We start from the raw sequence: 19,193 nt of genomic DNA on the forward strand, positions 1-19,193 counted from the left end.
CGTCATGGCGGGACTGCTGACAGATAAGGTCGTATTGGTCACCGGTGGCGGCCGGGGCATCGGCGCGGCCTCGGCTCGGCTTTTCGCCGCTGAAGGTGCGGCTGTCGTGCTTGCATCGCGCTCGTCCGATGAAATCGCGGCTGTCGCCGAAACGATCGAGGCAATCGGCGGGAAGGCATCGTGGCAGAGGGCCGATGTTTCGGTCGGCGACGAGGTCAGCGCGCTCATATCCTTCGTTGTCTCCAGGCACGGCCGTATCGACGGCGCGTTCGCATGCGCCGGAATGGGATCAGGCGGCTCCGGCAGCGTCTTAGACATCGAGGAAAAGGACTTCGACGCGAGTTTCGACGCAAATACGCGCAGCGCATGGCTAACCGTCAAGCATGTGTCGAAGGCGATGATCGCGGCCGGCAAGGGCGGGTCCATCGTGACCACGAGCAGCATCGCGTCGACCATGACCAACACGCGCGGTGGAATCTACGCAGCGGCAAAGCACGCCGTGGACCGGATTTCCACGGTTGCCGCCCGCGAGCTTGGTCCGTTGGGCATCCGCGTGAACACCATCGCTCCCGGCGCAACGCGCACCGAGATGTTCGCTAGGTGGGAGAAGAGCAAGCCCGGGATCACTGAGGAGATCGCCCGCACGACGCCTCTCGGGCGAATCGGAGAGGCCAGCGAGATCGCGGAGGCCGCCGCCTGGTTGCTCAGCGACAGGGCGTCCTATGTCAGCGGCGCCTTCCTGCTGGTCGATGGCGCGCGGAGCGTATGAGTCAGGTTCGAAAGAAGAAGGGGCATGTCATGTCCGATCCATTCATTTCCATTCACCTCGACCACAAGACCTTCCCTTCTGCCGCCGGCCCGGTCCGGGCGCTGTCCAAAATCGACCTCGATGTCGAGGAGGGCGGTTTCGTGGTGCTGATCGGGCCGAGCGGCTGCGGCAAGAGCACGCTGCTGCGCATCATCGCGGGGCTCGATCTCGACTATGCCGGTGCCGTGTCGGTCGGCGGAAAGCGGATTGACGGCCCCAGCCCGGAACGCGGCTTCGTGTTTCAGGAGCCGCGGCTCTTTCCCTGGCTCACGGTCGAACGCAACATCAGCGCCGGCTTTTCGCCGGCGCAGCCGGATGTCCGGCGCAAGATCGACGATCTCATAAGGCTGGTTCGCCTGGAAGGCTTCGAGAAATCCTATCCGAAGCAGCTGTCGGGCGGCATGGCCCAGCGCACGGCCATCGCGAGGGCGCTCTACAGGGACCCGACGACGCTGCTACTCGACGAGCCGTTTAGCGCGCTCGATGCCTTCACGCGTGCGCATCTCCAGAACGCCCTACTGGAGGCATGGCTGAAACATGGCACGACGACCGTCCTCGTCACGCACGACATCGACGAGGCCGTCACTCTCGCCAGGAGGATCGTCGTCATGGATGCGCGGCCGGGTTCGATTCGCGCGGTCATTCCCGTCGATCTAGAATATCCGCGGCGACGTGTGAGCCCGGAGTTCGAGGCGACCCGCTACAGCGTCCTTCGTGAACTTGAGACCGCCTACGGCGCCAAGGAGGAGGTTCGGCATGTCGCTTGATCTCGATCACCCCAGGGTGGGGTTCCAGCCGCGTGACATTGCGAGATGGGTTGTTCCGTTCGTCGCCGTCGTCAGGAACGTTGCCATCGGGTTCATCGCTCCGATAGTCGTGCTGGTGTTGTGGGAATATGCCGCGCGCAGCGGGCTTGTTCCCCGCATCCTTTTTCCGGCGCCCACGGCGATCTGGAAAAGCGCTGTCTCAGTCTACGACTCCGGCAGGCTCGCCGACCATATCACGGCGAGTGTGTCCCTGCAGCTCACCGGTCTCGCTGTTGGGTCGGTGCTGGGCGTGACGCTTGGGCTGCTCGTTGGTCTGCTGCGCAGCGCCGAAGACATATTCGACAGTTCACTCGTCATTCTCCAGGCCATACCAACCACGGCCGTGATACCGCTTTTCATCATCTGGTTCGGTGGTGATCAGGGCACTCGCGTCCTCGTTGTGGCGCTGGCCGTGTTCTTCCCTGTCTACGTCAACACGCTCGGCGGCATCAGGCTGACGGACAGGAAGCTTATCGAAGTCGGGCGCATCCTGAACTTTGGCCCGATCAACGTTGCCTTGCGAATCCTGGTGCCTCACGCCCTGCCGCAGATATTCGTCGGCATACGCCAGTCTCTGAAGATGGCATGGGTCGGGGTGGTCGCGGCAGAACTCCTGATCGCATCCTCTGACGGCATCTACTTCATGATGATGGAGGCGCGGTCCTTCGGCCAGACGCCGATCGTGTATCTCGGTCTCATCCTGTTCGGGGTTTTCGGCGTGGTGAGCGATCTGGTAGTCGGACGTCTTCAGCGAATTGCCCTGCCGTGGACGCATGAGGCGGGCCACGTGGGACGGCGCAAATGACTGCTGCAACCGGTTTCATTCGGCGTTGGGCGATTCCGCTGGCCGTCTTGGCTGCGTGGCAGGTAGCCGCCCCCCTGGGTTGGGTCGACCCGATCATGTTGCCCCCGCCGACCGCGGTTGTGGCGGAGGCATGGCGGCTGCTCCTGTCAGGCGAGCTTCTCCAGCATGTGGTGGCGAGCGGCACCCGGGTCTTACTGGGCGTGACCATCGCCGTGTCGCTCGGCTGCACCCTCGGTTTCCTGGTCGCCTCCTCGTCCGTGATGGCGCAGCTCTTCGACGGCACGATGCAGGCGCTTCGGCTGACGCCGGTCGTCGCGGCGGCGCCCTTGCTCATCCTCTGGTTCGGTTTCGGGGAGGCGAGCAAGATTGCCATCATCGGGGCGATGGGCATGTTCCCGATGTACCTCGCCGCGCTCAGTGCGTTCCGCGGCATCGATCCGCGCCTGATCGAGGTGAACAGAATCCTGCGGCCGGGACGCTGGTGGCTGCTATGGCGCTTCTACATACCAGCGGCGCTGCCTGAGATTCTGAACGGTGCGCGCTACGCGCTGGTGATTTCCTGGCTGTCGCTGGCCGTGGCCGAGCTCATCGGCACCAGTACCGGCATCGGTCATCTCGTTCTCGCGGGCAACGCCCACAAGAACCTCAACCTGCTGTTCGTCGCTGTCCTTCTTTTCGCCGTCTCGGGAAAACTCACGGACGCGCTGATCGCCCTCGTCCAGCGCCGTCTGCTGGTCTGGTCGGACACATTCTCCAATCGCGAGGCGGCAGGGGCCGCCCGATAACCCCCCACATCGATGCAAATGCAAACTCTGGAGCTCACGATGAAACTTCTAAAGGCCGCGGCTGCGGCCGCCTTCACTCTGGCGACCATATTGACGGTGTCTTCACTTCCGACCGCCGCTCAGGCGTCCGGCGCCACCCTGCGGTATGGTCACGTCAATTCCGGCTCGGCCGAACCGCTCGACGAGATCGGATGGGGTCTCCATCGCGGTATCATCCAGGAGGAACTGAAGAAGATCGGCATCACCGAAATCACGGTTGCGCCCGGAATGGTGGGGCCGGACCTGAACGATGCGATCAATTCGGGCAGTCTCGACCTCGTCACCTATGGTGACGGACCCGCCGTCGTGGCGCGGGCGATCGGCACGCCCACCCGGCTCATCGACTTCTCCTCGGTCACGCGCCAGTCGATCATCGTGACGAGGCCCGACTGGCCCCAGGATATCAAGTCTCTGGATGGCAAGAAGATAGCGGTCGTCGTCGGATCGACGATGCACCGCCAGACCGAGGAATTCCTCAAGAACAACGGCGTGAACGCCACCTTCGTCTCGGGCGGCAACGATCTGTCGCTGCTTCAGAGCGGAACCGTCGACGCCATCGCGGGCTGGCCCTATGGCGCGCAGTTGTACCTCCTTATCCATGAAAAGGGCTACAAGGTCATCTTCGACAGCGCGGATCATCCAAGCTACGCCTGGTCGCTGCTGAGCGCCTCTAGCGAGGATTTCCTGAAACTCCATCCGGACCTGCCGCGGGCCTGGGCTACCGCGCGCGCCAAGGCGACCGAGGACCTGCTTGCGAACCAGGACGAATTCTATGCGTGGTTCGGCTCAAAGTCCGGCGTGGACGCCGCATTGGCGAAGGCACTGTTCCCTGCGGACCAGATCGCGCGCGGCACGGAGGAGGAGTTTGCCCAGGGCACGCAGCTGATCGAGACGGCCAAGGCCATCCTGCTCAAGAGCGGCCGTATTCAGGAAGACTTCCCGGTTGCGGAATGGGTCGCGCGCTAGCAGCAAGGAGAAAGAGATGTCGCGAGAACCACAGGTCAGGCGTGTGCTTGTCAGCGGCGGAAGCCGGGGCATCGGCCTGCGCATCGCCCACGCATTCCACGAGGAGGGCAACGCGGTTGCCCTCCTCGCACGGGATGCCGAGCAACTCGAGCGCGCCGCGCGTTCGTTCGGCGGCGACGGGCAACGAATGCTCACGGTCGCTGCCGATGTCCGCTCGTCCCAATCCGTCGAGGCGGCAGTCGCCAGAACGGTGGAGGGGTTGGGCGGCATAGACATCTTGGTGAACACGGCTGCCGCTCCCGCCGATCAACTGGTCAACCGGCCGATTGCCGAGTTCGACGAGGACAGCCTGCGAGCGGAGCTGGAGACGAAGACACTCGGCTACCTGCGCACCATCAAGTTCGTGGCCCCGCACTTCATCGCCCAGCGCTGGGGGCGCATCATCAACATCGGCGGGCAGAGCGTAAGACATACGGGCTCGATCGCCGCGACGGTACGCAACGCCGCGATCTCGGCACTCACAAAGAATGTGGCCGACGAACTTGGATCGTACTCGGTCACGGCGAACGTGGTTCATCCCGGGTTCACCGTGACCGAGCGCACGCCAGAACTGCTAGAGGGGATCGCCGTTCGTACGAACTCGACAGTTGAGGAGGCCAGGAAGCGCCTGGAAGCTACCACCAGCAACCGAAAGCTGAACACTGCGGACGACATCGCGGCATTGGTCGTGTTCCTGGCGTCGGAACGCGGCAGCGTCATCAACGGAGAGGCGCTTCACGCCGGAGGGGGCGTCGCCGGCAGCATCTTCTCCTATTGAGTGGTGATCAGCTGATGGGAATATGTTCTGTCGCAGGGGCCGCTGGATCTGCAGCTCGATTCGAACAGATTGTACGCTCCACAGCCTTCTTCTAGGACCCGTGGCCGCAGGGGGCCATCCGGGCAAACCCTGCTCGTTCGCCGAGCATGTCCCAATCGCCTAGAGACGATCGTGTGGTGTGGGGACCTAGAAAGGCGATGCCTAAGAGCTCGCCTATCATTCGACGAGATCGAACTTACTAAAACCGAGTTCAGCTCTGACCAACGGTAGCGTCGAGGACCAGGGTTACGTTCGCAACAAACTGGCGTGGATACTGGAATTGCGATCCGTGTCCCGAGTCCGGATAGAGGATCAACTGTGCGTTCGGGATATGCTGTTGCAGGGTGAATGAATGCACCGTCGGCACCATGATATCGTTGCTGCCGTTGACCACGAGCGTCGGCTGGCGGATTTCCTTGAGATAGCCATAGCGCTCGCCGCGCGGCTGCCGCCATTCGCCGATCGCTGCCGCCTGCGCCTTCAGCGTATCGATAGAGGATGGCGGGTCCTGATCCTTACGCTCATGGCGACGCGCCCAGAAGGCACGGCCTGCGGCCTGGCTCGCTTCGGATGGCGAGAAGAACAGGTACAGGAAGTCGTCTTCCGTCGGTACCGGGTTGCCCGCGACCTGCAGAACCTTCGGATCGGGATTGGTCTCGCCGTTGCGCGGTCCCGTGCCGACCAGCACGAGCTTTCGGACGAGTTCGGGATAGCGGTGAGCGAAACTCTGGGCGACGAAACCGCCGATCGAGAAGCCGAGCACGTCCACTTGGGAGAGTCCGAGCGCCTTGACGAAAGCCGCGCCGCCATCCGCCATCCCGTCCACGGTAGTCGCATTCTCGCCGGACGAGCTCGCGACGCCCGCATAGTTGAACAGGATCACCGGGCGGCCCTTGGCAAGGCCGTCGGTGACCAGCGGGTCCCAGTTGTCGAGGCCGCCACGGAAGTGTTGGAAGAACAGCAACGGCGTTCCGGTCTCGGAGCCGAAGCGGCGATAGGCATAGCGAACGCCGTCGGCATCGACGAACTGTGTGGTGGCGGTGATATGTGTGCCGGTCATGTCATCCTCACTTTGAAGACTGGAGAATACGGATTGCTGGATGGCAGACCGCGATGACGCGGCCATGCCTCGGGACTGTGCGGCCTCAACCTGCCAGTGTGGGATAATCGGTGTAGCCCTCTGCGCCGCCGCCATAGAGGGTGGCGGGGTCAAGGGCGGCAAGCGGTGCGCCGCTCTTCAGCCGGGCCACCAGATCGGGATTGGAGATGAACGGGCGGCCAAAGGCGAACAGGTCCGCCTTGCCCTCCGCGAGGCGCTTCGCGGCAAGATCCAGATCGTAACCGTTGTTGGCGATGTAGGTGTTCGTGAACCTACTGCGCAGCGCGTCGAAGTCGAAGGGTGCGACTTCGCGAGGTCCGCCTGTCGCGCCTTCGACGACGTGAATGTAGGCGATTCCCAGTTCATCAAGCTTGCCGACGAGATAGTCGAACTGCGGTTGCGGATCGGAACTGGAAGCACCATTGGCTGGAGACACCGGCGAAATACGGATGCCGGTGCGCTCCGCCCCGATCTCGTCGACAATGGCTGCCGTGACCTCGAGAACAATACGGGCACGGTTTTGGACCGAACCGCCGTATGCGTCTGTGCGGGTGTTGGCACCGTCCTTGAGGAATTGGTCGAGCAGATAGCCATTTGCTCCATGGATTTCGACACCGTCAAAGCCTGCCTTGATCGCATTTGCGGCAGCCCTTCGGAAGTCCTCCACGATGCCGGGAATTTCAGTCAGCTCGAGGGCGCGAGGCTCCGATACGTCGACGAATCCGTTGTTAACGAAGGTCTTTGTCTCAGCACGGATGGCGGATGGGGCAACCGGGGCCTGCCCGCCGGGCTGAAGGTCGACATGCGAGATTCGGCCGACATGCCAGAGCTGCAGGACGATATGGCCGCCCCTGGCATGGACGGCATCTGTCACTTTGCGCCAACCGTCGATCTGCGCCTGGGTATAGATGCCGGGGGTATTCTGATAGCCTTGGCCCTGCTGCGAGATCTGTGTCGCTTCGGTGATGATCAGACCAGCCGAAGCCCGCTGCGCGTAATACTCGACGGCCAGGTCGCCCGGCACGAAGCCAGCGTCCGCCCTGTTGCGCGTCAACGGAGCCATCACGACCCGGTTGGAGAGCGTGATGTTGCCGAGTTCATAGGGTTCGAAAAGAGAGTTGTCGTTCATATGTTCCTAAGCCTTCCTTTTGTGCGAACACGGGAATCGCCAGACGATCCGCTTACGGGCTGCATCTAAGGTTCGTCTAATTAAAGATGACGGCCATCATCATAGACAAATATGATAGTCGTCATGAAAGAAGTCAAATGGCACACTGTGACTCCACACACAGCCGCTCTCGAGGAGACGAACATGACGCACCCTGCAGCCAAGCCACTCGCCCTTGTCACCGGAGTAGGGCCGGGGACCGGCACTGCCATCGTTCGCCGCTTCGCGAAGGGCGGTTATCGCGTCGCCATGCTGGCGCGGGACGCCGGGCGCCTTGCCGATCTTGAGGCAGAGATACCCAACACGATTGCGGTCCCCTGCGACGTGACGGATGACGACGCCCTTGAAGCTGCGATCGCCGGCCTGGGCGCACCGAAAGTCGTCGTCCATAACGCCGTGGGCGGCGCTTTTGGATCGTTCATGGAGATCGACCCCGACGTCTTGCGACGCAATTTCGAGGTCAACACGATGGCGCTTCTGCATCTTGCCCGGCTGACCACGCCGGCGATGGTCGAAGCAGGCGATGGCGCGCTGATCGTGACGGGCAACACGTCCGCCTTGCGGGGCAAGCCTAACTTCGCCGGCTTCGCCCCGAGCAAGGCCGCACAGCGGATTTTGTCGGAAGCGATTGCACGCGAGCTTGGCCCCAAAGGGGTTCACGTCGCCTACGTGATCATCGACGCCGTGATCGACGTTCCCCGGCAACGCGAGCGCTTCCCCGACGCAGCGGATGATTTCTTTGTCCAACCCGCGTCGATCGCCGCCGAAGTCTTCCATCTCGCTCACCAGCGCCGCGACGCCTGGTCGTTCCTTGCCGAGGTCCGGCCGTTCCACGAGCCCTGGTGATCGTCGCGATGCCCGACGTCGCAAGCGGGTCCGCTGACATGAAGTCGAAACCAGAGAAGGATTGAAGATGCCCACATACATATGCTGGACGGCCGCCGGTCTGCTCTCTTCGGAAAAGCGCGCGCAGATTGCCGAGGCCATAACGACCATCCATGCCGAAGAGGGACGCGCGCCGCTCTACTTCGTTCAGGTGCTTTTTAACGATGTGCAGCCGGCCAGTCACTTTGTTGGCGGCCAGCCCGCCGCCGACGGGCACATCTGGATACGCGCCGACATCAGAAGTGGCCGCACCGACGAGCAGAAGAAGGCCATCCTCGAGCGGATCGCCACCGAAGTAAGCACCGTCGCAAAGGTCGGCAGGGAAGACGTCTGGGTCTACATCTCGGACATTTCGGCGGCAGGGGTTCTCGAGTTCGGCCATGTCCTCCCACAGCCGGGCGAGGAAGATGCCTGGTTCGCTAAACTGCCGAAGGCGTTGAGGGAGCGACTGAAGGCGCTTTCCTGACCGCGTGCATCGGTCCTCGTTGAGCGGAGCATCAAACTTTCACACGAAAGCGCGGCACTTCGTCCGCGCTTGAGCCTCAAGCGTCCAGAAACGCCACGGCCTTTTCGACGAACGCCTCGTGGTTCTGGAAAATACCGCCGTGACCGGCATCCTCGTAAATGACCAGTTCGGTGTTTGGCAGACGGCGCGCGAGGTCGATCGAGTTGGGTGTGGGGACCATTATGTCGTTGTCACCGTTGGCGACCAGCACCGGCTTGCCGATGATGGACAAATCCTGCGGCGACTGTCTGCCCCAGGCGTGGATCGCCTTCAACTGTCTCAGCAGTATGGTGATCGTGGCCGGCTTGTCGCGATCGGCTTTCCGCTCCTTCAATCGTTCGAGAAAGGCTTTCGCGGCGCGGCGGCCGTTCGGGGTCGAAGTGAAGAACAGGAAGGTCTTCGGGTCCGTGAAGGTCAACACGCCCCTGATCATCAGCGGCCATGACACCGGCCCGACACGCGCGATCCCCTTGCCGCCTGCCGGCCCGGTTCCGGCCAGTACGAGTTTTCTGATCAGCTCGGGGTGTTCCACGACAATCTGTTGGGCGACGAAACCGCCGAGCGAGAATCCGATCAGATCGACTTCCCTGAAACCGAGCGCCCGGATCACGGCGACCATGTCCGCGGCCATTTCGCCAATCGTCACCGGCGCCGTGCCGCCAGATCTGCCGACGCCGCGATAGTTGAGTGCAATGACAGGGCGTGTCCGGGCAAGTCCATCGACGATGCGCGGATCGAAATTGTCCAACGTCGCGGCCCAGTGGTTGAGCAGGACGACGGGCACACCTGACGCGGCACCGAGTTGTCGATAGGCGAACGTCGTTCCCGCAGCCTCGATTCTTAAGGTGGGCGTGTCCCTCCAGGACGTCGCGCCAGCTTCGGATGGGTGTGGTCTTGTCACGACGGACTTCCTTGAGATGTGCCGGAACGAGCCCCGGGCGTCTACGGCTTCAACTTGACGACCACCTTGCCTTTGGCGCGCCCCGACTCGACGTAGGCAAGGGCATAGTTGGTCTCCGCGAACGGGAAGACCCGATCGACGACGGGACGAATGACGCCTTTCTCGATCAGGGCGGCGATCTGGCCCAACTGTTCGCCGTTCGCGCGCATGAACAGGAACGAGTAGTCAACCTGCCGCGCCCTGGCATTGCGGCGGATGCCCGAACTCAAGAGGCGCAAGACCTGCCGCAGGAGCCAGTTCAGTCCCTGCTCCTTTGCGAAGGCCGGGTCGGGCGGACCGGAGATCGAGATCAACTTGCCGCCGGCCTTCAGTACGCCGAGCGACTTCTCCAGCGTCTTCGCGTCGAGGCTGTTCAAGGCGACGTCGTAGCCTGACAGGATTTTTTCGAAGTCCTGCGTCCTGTAGTCGATGACGACGTCCGCCCCGAGGCTCGTGACCAGTTCGGCATTCGCGGCGCTTGTCGTCGTCGCCACCGTCGCGCCGAGATGCTTGGCGAGCTGGATGGCGAAGGTCCCGACGCCACCCGATCCGGCGTGGATGAGAACCTTCTGTCCCTTTGCCAGCCTGGCGCGTTCGACGAACACCTGCCATGCGGTCAGGCCGACGAGAGGAATGGACGCAGCCTCCTCCATCGTCAGGTTCTTCGGCTTCAGCGCGACATCAGCCTGATCGATGGCGATGAACTCCGCGAGCGTGCCGATCCGCCCGTCGCGCGGGCGGGCGTAGATCTCGTCGCCAGGCTTGAAGCGGCGCACGTTCCTGCCGACGCGGACCACGACGCCGGCCACGTCATGACCGAGGACGAGGGGGAAGCTGTAAGGCAGGATCAGCTTGAACTCGCCGTCGCGAACCTTGGAATCGAGCTGGTTGAGTCCCGCTGCGTGGACTTCCACAAGCACGTCTTCGTCCTGCACGACCGGTTCAGGCACGTCGCCGAACCGCAACGCGCTCTTCTTCCGGTATCGGTCGAGAATGAAGGCTTTCATGATATTCGGCTCTCTGTTTCGTTGCCAGGCCTGCGGGGCCGATGGCGGGTCAGTCAGGCGTTGACGTCGACAACGGTCCGGCCACGAACCTTTCCTTCGAGGATGCGCGGGGCGAGGTCCGGAACATCCGCGAGGCCGACGACCGTCGTGGTTTTGGCCAGCTTGTCGAGATCAAGATCGCGGGCGAGCCGCGACCAGGCTTCGAAGCGCACGCTTTGCGGCGCATTGACGGAATCGATCCCTGCAAGCGTGACGTTGCGCAGGATGAACGGCAATACGGAACCGGGAAGATCAGCGCCCTGCGCAAGGCCGAACGCGGCCACCACGCCCCGGTACTGCGTCTGTGCAAGGACGTTCGCAAGCGTGTGGCTGCCGACCGAGTCTATCGCGCCCGCCCATCGTTCGGAGGAGATCGGCTTGCCCGGTTCGGAGAGCGAGCGTCGATCGATGATTTCCGCCGCGCCAAGTTCACGCAGATAATCGGCTTCCTCCAAGCGTCCGGTCGAGGCGACGACCCGATAGCCGAGTGTCGAGAGCAGGGCGATAGCTATAGAGCCAGATCCCCCGTTTGCACCCGTGACGAGTATGTCGCCGCGGTCCGGCGTGATGCCGCCGTGTTCAAGCGCCAAGACCGAGAGCATGGCCGTGTAGCCGGCCGTGCCGATCGCCATGGCGTCTTTCGTCGAGAACGGCTCGGGAAGCTTGACGAGCCAGTCGCCGCTCAGCCGCGCCTTACGGGCGTAGCCGCCATGGTGGGTCTGGCCCAGGCCCCAGCTATTGGCGACGACCCGGTCGCCGACCTCGATGCCGGGATAGGAGGATGCTTCCACGGTTCCCGAAAGGTCGACGCCAGGGATCAACGGAAACTTCTGAATGATCGGCGCACGGCCGGTCAGGGCCATTCCATCCTTGTAGTTTACGGTCGAGTAGTCGACGGCGACCGTGACATCGCCTGGCATGAGATCGTTTTCTTCGAAGTCGACGAGATTGACGGAAAGCTTCTCGCTATCCCGCGTTGCCAAAAGAGCCTTGAACGTCATTGACCTGTTCTCCCGTATCCCAGCTTGGCACAGACTGGTTGCTATCCTGCGATCCTGTAGCGTTCGGCAGGTTGCGTCTGCCCGAACCCCTGGATCATGACCAGCCGCGCGGCCTGATAGGCATCCCAATGCGCGCCCTCGTGAAGGGCCGGGATGGTGATCGGCTCACGACGATCGAAACCCACGAGCGCGGCATCCACCAGTTCGCCAACGTCCATCAGCGGGGGAACCTTCTCCGGATCGGCGCCGGAGCGCTCCCAGATCTCGGTGCGCGTTGCCGCAGGAAGCACGGCCTGCACATAGACGCCCTTCGGGCCGAGCTCGAGGGCGAGTCCCTGCGAAAGATAGAGGACGAACGCCTTTGTCGCGCCGTAGACGCTCTGGCCGAACTCGGGCACAAGCCCCACCACCGACGAGATGTTGACGATGGTTCCCTGGCCGGCCGCCACGAAATTGCCGGCCGCCGCATGGGAAAGGCGCAGGAGAGCGGTCGTGTTGAGTGAGACGAGCCGTTCCACGTCGGCGATTGCCTGGCGCTCGAAAGCACCGGCAAGGCCCGCCCCGGCGTTGTTCACGAGAACTCCGATCTTGCGATCATCGCTCACGCGCTTTGCCACCAGGCCGAGATCGTCAGGATCGGTCAGGTCTGCGACGACGATCTCGACGGCAACGCCGGTCTCGTCGCGCAGCCGCGCGGAAAGAGCATTGAGGCGCGCCTTGTCTCTTGCGACGAGGACAAGATCGTGGCCGCGTCGCGCAAAGCGTTCGGCATAGGTTGCACCAATGCCGGACGATGCGCCGGTGATGAGGACTGAAGATGTGTCGGTCACGATACTGCTCTCGCTGTCGGATTATTATTCATGATGATTGTCATCATTGATGCTAAATATGATCGCCATCATCTCAATGTCAATGGCAGGGGGCGACGATTCCGACGGGTAGCGCCGGCCTGATCTGTCGATCGGCAATCGTTCAGGCCTGCCGTGGGAAGAACCTACGGCAAAGATGAACTCTGACGGTCAACGGGTCTTGGGCAGGTGTTCGCGCGATGCGGCTTGCCGCCCGTGCTGCGGTTCAGAACGACAGATAGCCCTGGAGTGCCAGAAAAAGCAGCGCCGAAGTCGGCAGCAGCGCATGCCTGTATTCCTTGTGGATCAGCAGCGTCGCGATCGCAGCCAGCATGACGGCAATGCCAAGTCCAACGCCCCAGACCCGCGTCGAGGCAAAAATCAGAAGAACCGCCACGACCAGCTCGAGGACCGCCGTTACGTAATGGAACCAGTCCGGATAGCCCCACCGGGCATATTCCGCCCGTACGTTCGCGGGAGCGATCCAGTTGCCGATCGCGCCCACGAAAAAGAATATCGCCAGAGCCCAGGCCAGCAGATCGTGCGCGGCGAGACCGAAAATCATGAGGGGGTCATCCTTCGCCATTTAGTCCAATGATGACATATATCATCATTACGCCAACGTATGACCGACATCATGATTATGTCAACGCTGTGGAAAACTGCTGCTGGAAACAAGCGCTTTTTCGCGGTCAACGATTGTGGCTCGACCGGCCCATCGTCCTAAAGAGCAAGCTTCAACCCCTTCAGGATCTTGTCAGCGATCTTGCGGTCCGCCCGGAACGCCAGTCCAATGACTTCGAGGGCGTCGGCGGACACGGCCGCGACGGCGGCGCGGTTATCGACATCGTTGAAGGTGCCAAAGAGATCCCGGGTAAAGATGGCGAACGGAACATCCCGGCTGCGCGCGCGCTCAATGGTGCGGCCAATCTCTTCGGGACTAGCGCCGAAGACGAGGACCGGGTCCTTGAACATCGGGAGGTAGCGATTGCCCGTTGCATCGAAATAGTCCTCGCCGACGGCGTCGGCCTGGCTCGCGACGCCGCTGATCGTAAAAGCGGCGACGTTCAGTCTCTGCCATGGCTCGAGGTCCGAGCGCAGAACGACGGCGATCTTCATCGACTGTTCGGTGGCGGGAGTTTCATCGCTATTGCCCGTTTCGTGATCGGCTTTGTTCATTCCTGCTTCACTCCGTCTCTTGTCCTCGCTCAAGGCAGGTTCGGCGCACGGCCGGATGGGCCGCCATTCATGTGCACGGAACTGACAGCAGCTCCGCTCCGGGATTTCCCTGTTGCCTGTCTTGGCGCTTCACCTATATACATGACAATTGTCATGATTGTAGGATGCGTTCGCATCCGCCTCGCAAGCTGGAGACGAAGGATGAAGGTCAGTCGAGAGCAGATGGCGGAGAACCACCGCCGGATACTGGATTCGGCCAGCCAACTGTTTCGCGAAAAAGGCTTCGAGGCCGTCACGGTCGCCGAGGTCATGAAGGCGGCCGGCCTCACCCATGGAGGCTTCTACGGCCATTTCGAATCCAAGGACGATCTGGTCGCCCAGACTCTCGCGCACGGCCTCACGCCACGCACCGACCGCAAGTTCGATCTCGATGCCTATATCGACAGGTATCTTTCGCCCGAACATCGCGACGATCCTGCCCACGGCTGCCCCACGGCTGCGCTTGTCGCCGAGACCCGCCATCAAAGCCCGGCGGCACGGGCAGCGATCACCGAAGGGTTCCGTGCGCAGATCGACAGACTGAGCGCGGCGGTCCCCGGGCCGAACGATGCCGACAAACGGCGTGCGGCCATCGCGACTTGGGCGGCGATGGTGGGGGCCGTGATCCTTGCGCGCGCCATCGACGATCCTGAGCTTTCCGATGAAATGCTGGAGCAGACACGCGCCTGGATCGGTTCCGGAACCGACCGCCTTTCTCCGGATCAGTAAAGGCGCATCGTGACAGATACCGTTGCGGCCATTGCTGAGCACCGGATAGACGCGCGTACGCAACGCCTTCTTGATGCTCCTGTTCTTCCGCTGCTTCTCAGCATGGCGTGGCCGAACGTTCTGATCATGGTCGCCCAGGCATCCACCGGGCTGATCGAAACGTGGTTTGTCGCAAAGCTCGGTACCGCGGAGCTCGCGGGCATGGCGCTGGTGTTCCCGCCCGTCATGTTGATGACGATGATATCGGGTGGAGCGGTCGGCGGCGGAATCTCTTCCGCAGTGGCGCGGGCGCTCGGCGGTGGGAGAAGGCAGGATGCCGATGCGCTCGTCCTTCACGCGGTCGTCATCAACATCGTTCTGGGCCTGTTCTTCTCGTTCATCTTTCTCGTGTTCGGCGAGCAGATCTACCGGCTGATGGGAGGTGAGGGCGCGGAGCTCGAGGCCGCGCTGATCTACTCGAACGTCGTCTTCGCCGGCAGCATCTTCATCTGGCTCATGAACGGTCTTGCCAGCGTCATCCGTGGCACCGGAAACATGCTATTTCCCGCTATTGTCATCTGCGTCGGTGTCCTCTTCCTCGTCCCGGTCTCACCGCTGTTGATTTTCGGCTTTGGTCCGATTCCTGCGCTCGGCATCGCCGGCGGGGGCGTTGCTCTGGTGTTGTTTTACGTTGCGGCGACTGTGGCGACCGCCTGGTACATCCTGGGCGGCCGCAGCTCCGTTCGATTCCGCTGGGTCAGGCTTCAGAAGGCCGCCACTACGAGCATCATGCGTGTCGGCGCCTTTTCCGCGATCAGTTCGATTCAGACGAATGTCGTCATCGGAGGAACAACCGCGCTGGTCGCGACCGTCGCCGGCGTCGGGGCCGTGGCTGGATACGGCACCGGAGCCCGCCTCGAATATCTGCTCATTCCGCTCATCTTCGGCATCGGGGCACCGCTGGTCGCGCTGGTCGGCGCGAACATAGGAGCCGGAAAGCCGGAACGCGCGCTCAGGATCGCCCTGACGGGGGGGGCATTGGCTTTTGTTCTGACCGAGGCGATCGGCATCGCCGCTGCCATCTGGCCCGAACAGTGGCTGGGGCTGTTCAGCACTGAGGCAGCAATGATCGAAACCGGAACCGCCTATCTGCGCATCGTCGGACCGGCCTATGGGTTCTTCGGCTTGGGATTGTCGCTCTATTTTGCCTCGCAGGGCGCGGCGCGGTTGTTCTGGCCGCTCTCCGGTGGCTTTCTGCGCATCGCAATAGCGCTCGGCGGGGGCTGGATCGCGCTCAGGCTGACCGGATCGCTGGAATGGCTTTTCGCGGCGATCGCTTTGGGAATGGTGGTCTACGGGCTGACGATCCTGGCCGCCGTCCGATCAGGCGCGTGGTTCCGATAAGGCCAATCTGTCACGTGCCAGGTCGCTCGACATCGGAGACGAGCAAGGTCGACGTCGCTGATGCGCAAAGACGGCCGGCAGCGTCGACAAGCGTGGCTTCTGCAAAGGCGACACGACGTCCGAGCGAGACCACTTTCCCCTCAGCTCGTACAGGACCGCTTTCGTCCGTCAGTCCACGATGGTAGGCGACCTTCAACTCAAGCGTCGTGTAGCCCTGTTCTGCTGATAGGCTCGAATGGACCGCACAGCCGCAGGCGCTATCGAGCAAGGTCGCCGCGTAGCCGCCGTGAACAGAGCCGATCGGGTTGTAGACCGCCGTCGACGGCTTGCCTTCAAAGACCGCCCGTCCTCGCTCGACAGCCACCAACTGAAAATCGAGCGTGTGGCCGATTGGGGGCTGCTTGCCCTGTTCGAGAAGAGCGGAAAGCTGTCCAAGCCCATCCCGCCGCTGCTGGTTGTCCGCAATGACATTCTGCGGCCTGACACTCATATCTGAACCCTTTCGTCGAAAATTCGGCCCTTCTGATACAGGGCCTTCCCCGATCGCTCGTGCGGCCGGTGCGTACTCCCTAACCTGCCGGCGGCTTCCTCTGTACGACGAGATTGTCGACTGAAACCTGAACGGCCTCGCCATTCTGATTGAGCGTTGTCGTTCTCGCCTTTATCATGCCTTGCGTCGGTTTTGTCTTCGAGGGCCGCACTTCCAGCACTTCGCTCTCAATGCGCAGTTCGTCGCCCGGTCGAACCGGCCGTGGCCATCGCAGCTCCTCGAATCCGGCACCGATAATGCCGCCGGCGGGCTTGAATGCGCTGCCGACCAGAAGACGCATCGTTATCGCCGCCGTGTGCCAGCCGCTTGCCGCCAGACCACCAAAGATGCTGGTGCGCGCGGCTTCGTCATCGAGATGAAACGGCTGCGGGTCGTAGACGCCAGCGAACGCCCGGATATCGTCTTCCCCGATGCGCAGGGGACCGGCCTTGAACACCTGACCTGCCGCAAAATCTTCCAGATAGAGCAAAGTCATCGATTGCCGTCCCTCCAATTTCTCATCGAAGCGCGATGGGTTTCGCTAGGACCTTTCGCGGCGAGTTGGTCATTCAGCCCAAGGCTCCAGACCCGTCTTGAGCACATCCGCCATGAGGCTGCGCATCGTCGCAGCCTTGGCGGCGCCGTAACTCTGTTCGAAGCTCTTCTGAGCCGCGCGCCACAGTGGCACGCAGGTTTCAACACGCCCCGCTCCATCTTCGGTTATCTCGATCAGGCGCGCTCGGCGATCGGACGGGTTCACCGTCAACCGTACCAGGCCGTCGCGCTCCAGCGGTTTAAGATTGGCAGCCAGCGTCGTGCGATCCATCGCCATCGACGCGGCGAGCGGCTTGACCTCCATCGGTCCCCGTTGCCGGAGCCTGTACAGGATCGTGAACTGGGTAACGCGCAGTCCGGAGGGCGACAAAGCCTTATCGTAGACCGCCGTCGTATACCTCGCGGCCATGCGCAAGGTTTGGCAGTTGCATGCGCTCGCCGCTTCTTTATCACCTGACTGCAATCACTGTGCCTTTATATTTCGGGCAGCCAATGGCCCTCGCCGGTCTAGATCCTGCATCAACAGCCCGAGCCTTGGCATGTGCGTCACTCGAATGGTCAGGCTTGCTTACAGAAAATAGGAGCATATACTCCCAAATTGCGCAAATGAAGAGGTCATGATGCCGGTTTTTGAAGCACACATTCCAGCCGGCAGGTTCAGCCGGCAAGAGAAGAGGGCGCTTGCGGATGCGCTCAATCGGTCACTGGTCGAAGGGCTAGGCATACCGGAAGACGACCGGTTCATCGTCCTGAGCGAGCATGGCGAGGATGAGCTTTTCCTGTCCCCGACCTTCATGGACATGAAGCGCGATCCCGCTAGCGCAATGATAATTACAGTTCTGGTTGGTGCTCACCGTCCCATTGAGGACAAGAGCAAGCTGGTCGCCGCGATCAACCGACTGGTCGTAGAGGCCGTTGGGGTATCGCCTGACGACGTGTTCGTCGCGCTCATCCCTGTACCCAACGAGAACTTCTCCTTTGGCAGGGGTGAGCTTCAATTGGCAGACGGCAAGCCACGCTGGTAGCCCAGGCGGGCCTCGCATCTTGCCTCCCGGTCGCCAGACTGACGACAGATGGCATCGGATTTCCGTCGGGTAACGTGGGGATGCATCGTGTTGAACAATTCGGGAGCAGACGTCACATGCCATCTTCCAGCAAGACCAATCGCCGTATTCTGCTTGCGTCGAGACCAAACGGTGCTCCGACGGCGGAGAATTTCCGCACCGAGGACGCAACTATCCCGGCCCTCTCGAAGGGGCAGGTTCTGTTGCGTGTGCTCTATCTGTCGCTCGACCCCTATATGCGCGGACGAATGAGCGCGGCCAGGTCCTATGCCAGACCGGTCGAAGTCGGCGACTTGATGGAAGGTGGTACAGTCGCGGAGGTCGTATTGTCGCGGCATCAGGATTTCGAGCCGGGCGATGTCGTGCTTTCGCATTCCGGGTGGCAAAGTTACGCCGTGTCGGACGGCGGCGATCTTCGCAAACTCGATCCCTCGCAGGCACCGGTCACGACGGCGCTCGGCGTTCTGGGCATGCCCGGGTTCACCGCCTATTCCGGTTTGCTGACCATCGGCCAGCCCAAGCCCGGTGAAACCGTCGTGGTCGCCGCCGCCAGCGGCGCGGTCGGGTCCGTCGTCGGCCAGATCGCGAAGATCAAGGGTGCGCGCGTGGTCGGCATCGCGGGCGGACCGGACAAGTGCGCATTCGTGCGCGACGAGCTGGGGTTCGACGCTGTGGTCGATCATCATGCTCAGGATTTCGAGGCCCAACTTGCAGCGGTTTGCCCCGACGGGATCGACGTCTATTTCGAGAATGTCGGCGGAAAGGTGTGGGACGCAGTGTTCCCGCTCGTTAACGAGTTCGCCCGCATTCCGGTCTGCGGCCTGATCGCACAGTACAACCATGCCGGCGACAGCTTCCCCGGACCTGACCGGCTTCCGCCTCTGATGCGCGCCATCCTGAGCAAAAGCCTGCTCGTGCGCGGCTTCATCCAGCGAGAATTCGTCGATCAGCGACCGGCCTTCTACCATGACGTTGCCGAGTGGATCGCTTCGGGACGGCTTCGTTACCGGGAGGATTTCGTGGACGGACTCGACAACGCTCCAAACGCCTTCATCGGCCTGCTTGAAGGCCGGAACTTCGGCAAGTTGATCGTGCGTGTCGCCGGCACATGATGCCGATGCCGATAGGGCATGAAGCTACATCCATTCATCGATAGAC

At 62.2% G+C, this 19,193-nt stretch carries 23 protein-coding genes; 12 read left to right on the forward strand and 11 right to left on the reverse strand.

What is annotated here, in order from left to right:
* Positions 1–4: 4 nt before the first annotated feature.
* Genes AAFN55_RS25800 through AAFN55_RS25825 form a run of 6 tightly spaced genes read left to right on the forward strand, consistent with a single transcriptional unit; the run spans position 5 to position 5,026 of the window.
* The gene (locus AAFN55_RS25800; RefSeq protein WP_347801875.1) at positions 5–769 is read left to right on the forward strand and encodes an SDR family NAD(P)-dependent oxidoreductase; all 765 of its coding nucleotides are present in this window, start codon (positions 5–7) and stop codon (positions 767–769) included.
* Between the two features lie 29 nt (positions 770–798).
* Positions 799–1,575, forward strand: a complete 777-nt coding sequence (locus tag AAFN55_RS25805; RefSeq protein WP_347801876.1) for an ABC transporter ATP-binding protein — start codon at positions 799–801, stop codon at positions 1,573–1,575.
* Entirely contained in the window at positions 1,565–2,419 is an 855-nt protein-coding gene (locus tag AAFN55_RS25810) for an ABC transporter permease (protein ID WP_347801877.1), read from the forward strand. The genes AAFN55_RS25805 and AAFN55_RS25810 overlap by 11 nt, the downstream gene beginning before the upstream one ends.
* Positions 2,416–3,204, forward strand: a complete 789-nt coding sequence (locus tag AAFN55_RS25815; RefSeq protein WP_347801878.1) for an ABC transporter permease — start codon at positions 2,416–2,418, stop codon at positions 3,202–3,204. The genes AAFN55_RS25810 and AAFN55_RS25815 overlap by 4 nt, the downstream gene beginning before the upstream one ends.
* A gap of 39 nt (positions 3,205–3,243) precedes the next feature.
* A complete protein-coding gene (locus AAFN55_RS25820; RefSeq protein WP_347801879.1) occupies positions 3,244–4,209 on the forward strand; it encodes an ABC transporter substrate-binding protein in 966 nt (321 codons plus the stop codon).
* 16 nt (positions 4,210–4,225) lie between these two features.
* Positions 4,226–5,026 (forward strand): SDR family oxidoreductase, encoded by an 801-nt coding sequence (locus tag AAFN55_RS25825; protein ID WP_347801880.1) that lies wholly within the window; start codon positions 4,226–4,228, stop codon positions 5,024–5,026.
* Between the two features lie 250 nt (positions 5,027–5,276).
* On the opposite strand, the gene AAFN55_RS25830 is transcribed toward AAFN55_RS25825, so the two are convergent.
* Complete coding sequence (locus AAFN55_RS25830; protein ID WP_347801881.1) at positions 5,277–6,125, reverse strand: alpha/beta hydrolase; 849 nt, start codon at positions 6,123–6,125, stop codon at positions 5,277–5,279.
* An 85-nt stretch (positions 6,126–6,210) separates the two neighbouring features.
* Positions 6,211–7,293, reverse strand: coding sequence for an alkene reductase (locus AAFN55_RS25835; RefSeq protein ID WP_347801882.1), 1,083 nt, complete (start codon positions 7,291–7,293; stop codon positions 6,211–6,213).
* Between the two features lie 183 nt (positions 7,294–7,476).
* On the opposite strand from AAFN55_RS25835, the gene AAFN55_RS25840 reads away from it, so the two are divergent.
* A complete protein-coding gene (locus AAFN55_RS25840; RefSeq protein ID WP_347801883.1) occupies positions 7,477–8,178 on the forward strand; it encodes an SDR family NAD(P)-dependent oxidoreductase in 702 nt (233 codons plus the stop codon).
* 67 nt (positions 8,179–8,245) lie between these two features.
* Positions 8,246–8,683, forward strand: a complete 438-nt coding sequence (locus AAFN55_RS25845; RefSeq protein ID WP_347801884.1) for a tautomerase family protein — start codon at positions 8,246–8,248, stop codon at positions 8,681–8,683.
* A gap of 76 nt (positions 8,684–8,759) precedes the next feature.
* On the opposite strand, the gene AAFN55_RS25850 is transcribed toward AAFN55_RS25845, so the two are convergent.
* The 6 genes from AAFN55_RS25850 to AAFN55_RS25875 all read right to left on the reverse strand — a co-directional run bounded on the left by AAFN55_RS25850 (position 8,760) and on the right by AAFN55_RS25875 (position 13,736).
* Complete coding sequence (locus AAFN55_RS25850; RefSeq protein ID WP_347801984.1) at positions 8,760–9,560, reverse strand: alpha/beta hydrolase; 801 nt, start codon at positions 9,558–9,560, stop codon at positions 8,760–8,762.
* Between the two features lie 104 nt (positions 9,561–9,664).
* Complete coding sequence (locus tag AAFN55_RS25855; protein WP_347801885.1) at positions 9,665–10,669, reverse strand: NADP-dependent oxidoreductase; 1,005 nt, start codon at positions 10,667–10,669, stop codon at positions 9,665–9,667.
* A 53-nt stretch (positions 10,670–10,722) separates the two neighbouring features.
* The gene (locus tag AAFN55_RS25860) at positions 10,723–11,709 is read right to left on the reverse strand and encodes an MDR family oxidoreductase (protein ID WP_347801886.1); all 987 of its coding nucleotides are present in this window, start codon (positions 11,707–11,709) and stop codon (positions 10,723–10,725) included.
* A gap of 41 nt (positions 11,710–11,750) precedes the next feature.
* Positions 11,751–12,539: an SDR family oxidoreductase gene (locus tag AAFN55_RS25865; protein WP_347801887.1), complete on the reverse strand. Its 789-nt coding sequence runs from the start codon at positions 12,537–12,539 to the stop codon at positions 11,751–11,753.
* Between the two features lie 244 nt (positions 12,540–12,783).
* Positions 12,784–13,122 (reverse strand): DoxX family protein, encoded by a 339-nt coding sequence (locus AAFN55_RS25870; protein ID WP_347801888.1) that lies wholly within the window; start codon positions 13,120–13,122, stop codon positions 12,784–12,786.
* 158 nt (positions 13,123–13,280) lie between these two features.
* The gene (locus tag AAFN55_RS25875) at positions 13,281–13,736 is read right to left on the reverse strand and encodes a DUF2000 domain-containing protein (protein WP_347801889.1); all 456 of its coding nucleotides are present in this window, start codon (positions 13,734–13,736) and stop codon (positions 13,281–13,283) included.
* Between the two features lie 201 nt (positions 13,737–13,937).
* Here AAFN55_RS25875 and AAFN55_RS25880 point away from each other — a divergent pair, with 201 nt between their 5' ends.
* Entirely contained in the window at positions 13,938–14,504 is a 567-nt protein-coding gene (locus AAFN55_RS25880; protein ID WP_347801890.1) for a helix-turn-helix domain-containing protein, read from the forward strand.
* A gap of 9 nt (positions 14,505–14,513) precedes the next feature.
* Positions 14,514–15,887, forward strand: coding sequence for an MATE family efflux transporter (locus AAFN55_RS25885; protein WP_347801891.1), 1,374 nt, complete (start codon positions 14,514–14,516; stop codon positions 15,885–15,887).
* Positions 15,888–15,897: 10 nt separating this feature from the next.
* Here AAFN55_RS25885 and AAFN55_RS25890 read toward each other — a convergent pair whose 3' ends face one another.
* The 3 genes from AAFN55_RS25890 to AAFN55_RS25900 all read right to left on the reverse strand — a co-directional run bounded on the left by AAFN55_RS25890 (position 15,898) and on the right by AAFN55_RS25900 (position 17,434).
* Complete coding sequence (locus AAFN55_RS25890; RefSeq protein ID WP_347801892.1) at positions 15,898–16,377, reverse strand: PaaI family thioesterase; 480 nt, start codon at positions 16,375–16,377, stop codon at positions 15,898–15,900.
* 79 nt (positions 16,378–16,456) lie between these two features.
* Entirely contained in the window at positions 16,457–16,912 is a 456-nt protein-coding gene (locus tag AAFN55_RS25895) for a MaoC family dehydratase (protein WP_347801893.1), read from the reverse strand.
* A 69-nt stretch (positions 16,913–16,981) separates the two neighbouring features.
* Positions 16,982–17,434: a MarR family transcriptional regulator gene (locus tag AAFN55_RS25900; RefSeq protein WP_347801894.1), complete on the reverse strand. Its 453-nt coding sequence runs from the start codon at positions 17,432–17,434 to the stop codon at positions 16,982–16,984.
* Between the two features lie 157 nt (positions 17,435–17,591).
* Here AAFN55_RS25900 and AAFN55_RS25905 point away from each other — a divergent pair, with 157 nt between their 5' ends.
* Both AAFN55_RS25905 and AAFN55_RS25910 read left to right on the forward strand, forming a co-directional pair.
* Entirely contained in the window at positions 17,592–17,996 is a 405-nt protein-coding gene (locus AAFN55_RS25905) for a tautomerase family protein (RefSeq protein WP_347801895.1), read from the forward strand.
* A gap of 116 nt (positions 17,997–18,112) precedes the next feature.
* Positions 18,113–19,147, forward strand: coding sequence for an NADP-dependent oxidoreductase (locus AAFN55_RS25910; protein ID WP_347801896.1), 1,035 nt, complete (start codon positions 18,113–18,115; stop codon positions 19,145–19,147).
* Positions 19,148–19,193 lie beyond the last annotated feature (46 nt).

It is taken from the genome of Mesorhizobium sp. CAU 1732 (assembly GCF_039888675.1).
Classification (GTDB): domain Bacteria; phylum Pseudomonadota; class Alphaproteobacteria; order Rhizobiales; family Rhizobiaceae; genus Aerobium.

Excerpts from the sequence above, each read along its gene's own strand:
- AAFN55_RS25845 (WP_347801884.1), top strand. The coding sequence starts at position 8,246 with ATGCCCACATACATATGCTGGACGGCCGCCGGTCTGCTCTCTTCGGAA.
- AAFN55_RS25880 (WP_347801890.1), top strand. The coding sequence starts at position 13,938 with ATGAAGGTCAGTCGAGAGCAGATGGCGGAGAACCACCGCCGGATACTG.
- AAFN55_RS25840 (WP_347801883.1), top strand. The coding sequence starts at position 7,477 with ATGACGCACCCTGCAGCCAAGCCACTCGCCCTTGTCACCGGAGTAGGG.
- AAFN55_RS25890 (WP_347801892.1), bottom strand. The coding sequence starts at position 16,377 with ATGAGTGTCAGGCCGCAGAATGTCATTGCGGACAACCAGCAGCGGCGG.
- AAFN55_RS25905 (WP_347801895.1), top strand. The coding sequence starts at position 17,592 with ATGCCGGTTTTTGAAGCACACATTCCAGCCGGCAGGTTCAGCCGGCAA.
- AAFN55_RS25825 (WP_347801880.1), top strand. The coding sequence starts at position 4,226 with ATGTCGCGAGAACCACAGGTCAGGCGTGTGCTTGTCAGCGGCGGAAGC.
- AAFN55_RS25805 (WP_347801876.1), top strand. The coding sequence starts at position 799 with ATGTCCGATCCATTCATTTCCATTCACCTCGACCACAAGACCTTCCCT.
- AAFN55_RS25860 (WP_347801886.1), bottom strand. The coding sequence starts at position 11,709 with ATGACGTTCAAGGCTCTTTTGGCAACGCGGGATAGCGAGAAGCTTTCC.
- AAFN55_RS25895 (WP_347801893.1), bottom strand. The coding sequence starts at position 16,912 with ATGACTTTGCTCTATCTGGAAGATTTTGCGGCAGGTCAGGTGTTCAAG.
- AAFN55_RS25835 (WP_347801882.1), bottom strand. The coding sequence starts at position 7,293 with ATGAACGACAACTCTCTTTTCGAACCCTATGAACTCGGCAACATCACG.
- AAFN55_RS25815 (WP_347801878.1), top strand. The coding sequence starts at position 2,416 with ATGACTGCTGCAACCGGTTTCATTCGGCGTTGGGCGATTCCGCTGGCC.
- AAFN55_RS25820 (WP_347801879.1), top strand. The coding sequence starts at position 3,244 with ATGAAACTTCTAAAGGCCGCGGCTGCGGCCGCCTTCACTCTGGCGACC.
- AAFN55_RS25855 (WP_347801885.1), bottom strand. The coding sequence starts at position 10,669 with ATGAAAGCCTTCATTCTCGACCGATACCGGAAGAAGAGCGCGTTGCGG.
- AAFN55_RS25870 (WP_347801888.1), bottom strand. The coding sequence starts at position 13,122 with ATGATTTTCGGTCTCGCCGCGCACGATCTGCTGGCCTGGGCTCTGGCG.
- AAFN55_RS25800 (WP_347801875.1), top strand. The coding sequence starts at position 5 with ATGGCGGGACTGCTGACAGATAAGGTCGTATTGGTCACCGGTGGCGGC.
- AAFN55_RS25810 (WP_347801877.1), top strand. The coding sequence starts at position 1,565 with ATGTCGCTTGATCTCGATCACCCCAGGGTGGGGTTCCAGCCGCGTGAC.
- AAFN55_RS25830 (WP_347801881.1), bottom strand. The coding sequence starts at position 6,125 with ATGACCGGCACACATATCACCGCCACCACACAGTTCGTCGATGCCGAC.
- AAFN55_RS25910 (WP_347801896.1), top strand. The coding sequence starts at position 18,113 with ATGCCATCTTCCAGCAAGACCAATCGCCGTATTCTGCTTGCGTCGAGA.
- AAFN55_RS25875 (WP_347801889.1), bottom strand. The coding sequence starts at position 13,736 with ATGAACAAAGCCGATCACGAAACGGGCAATAGCGATGAAACTCCCGCC.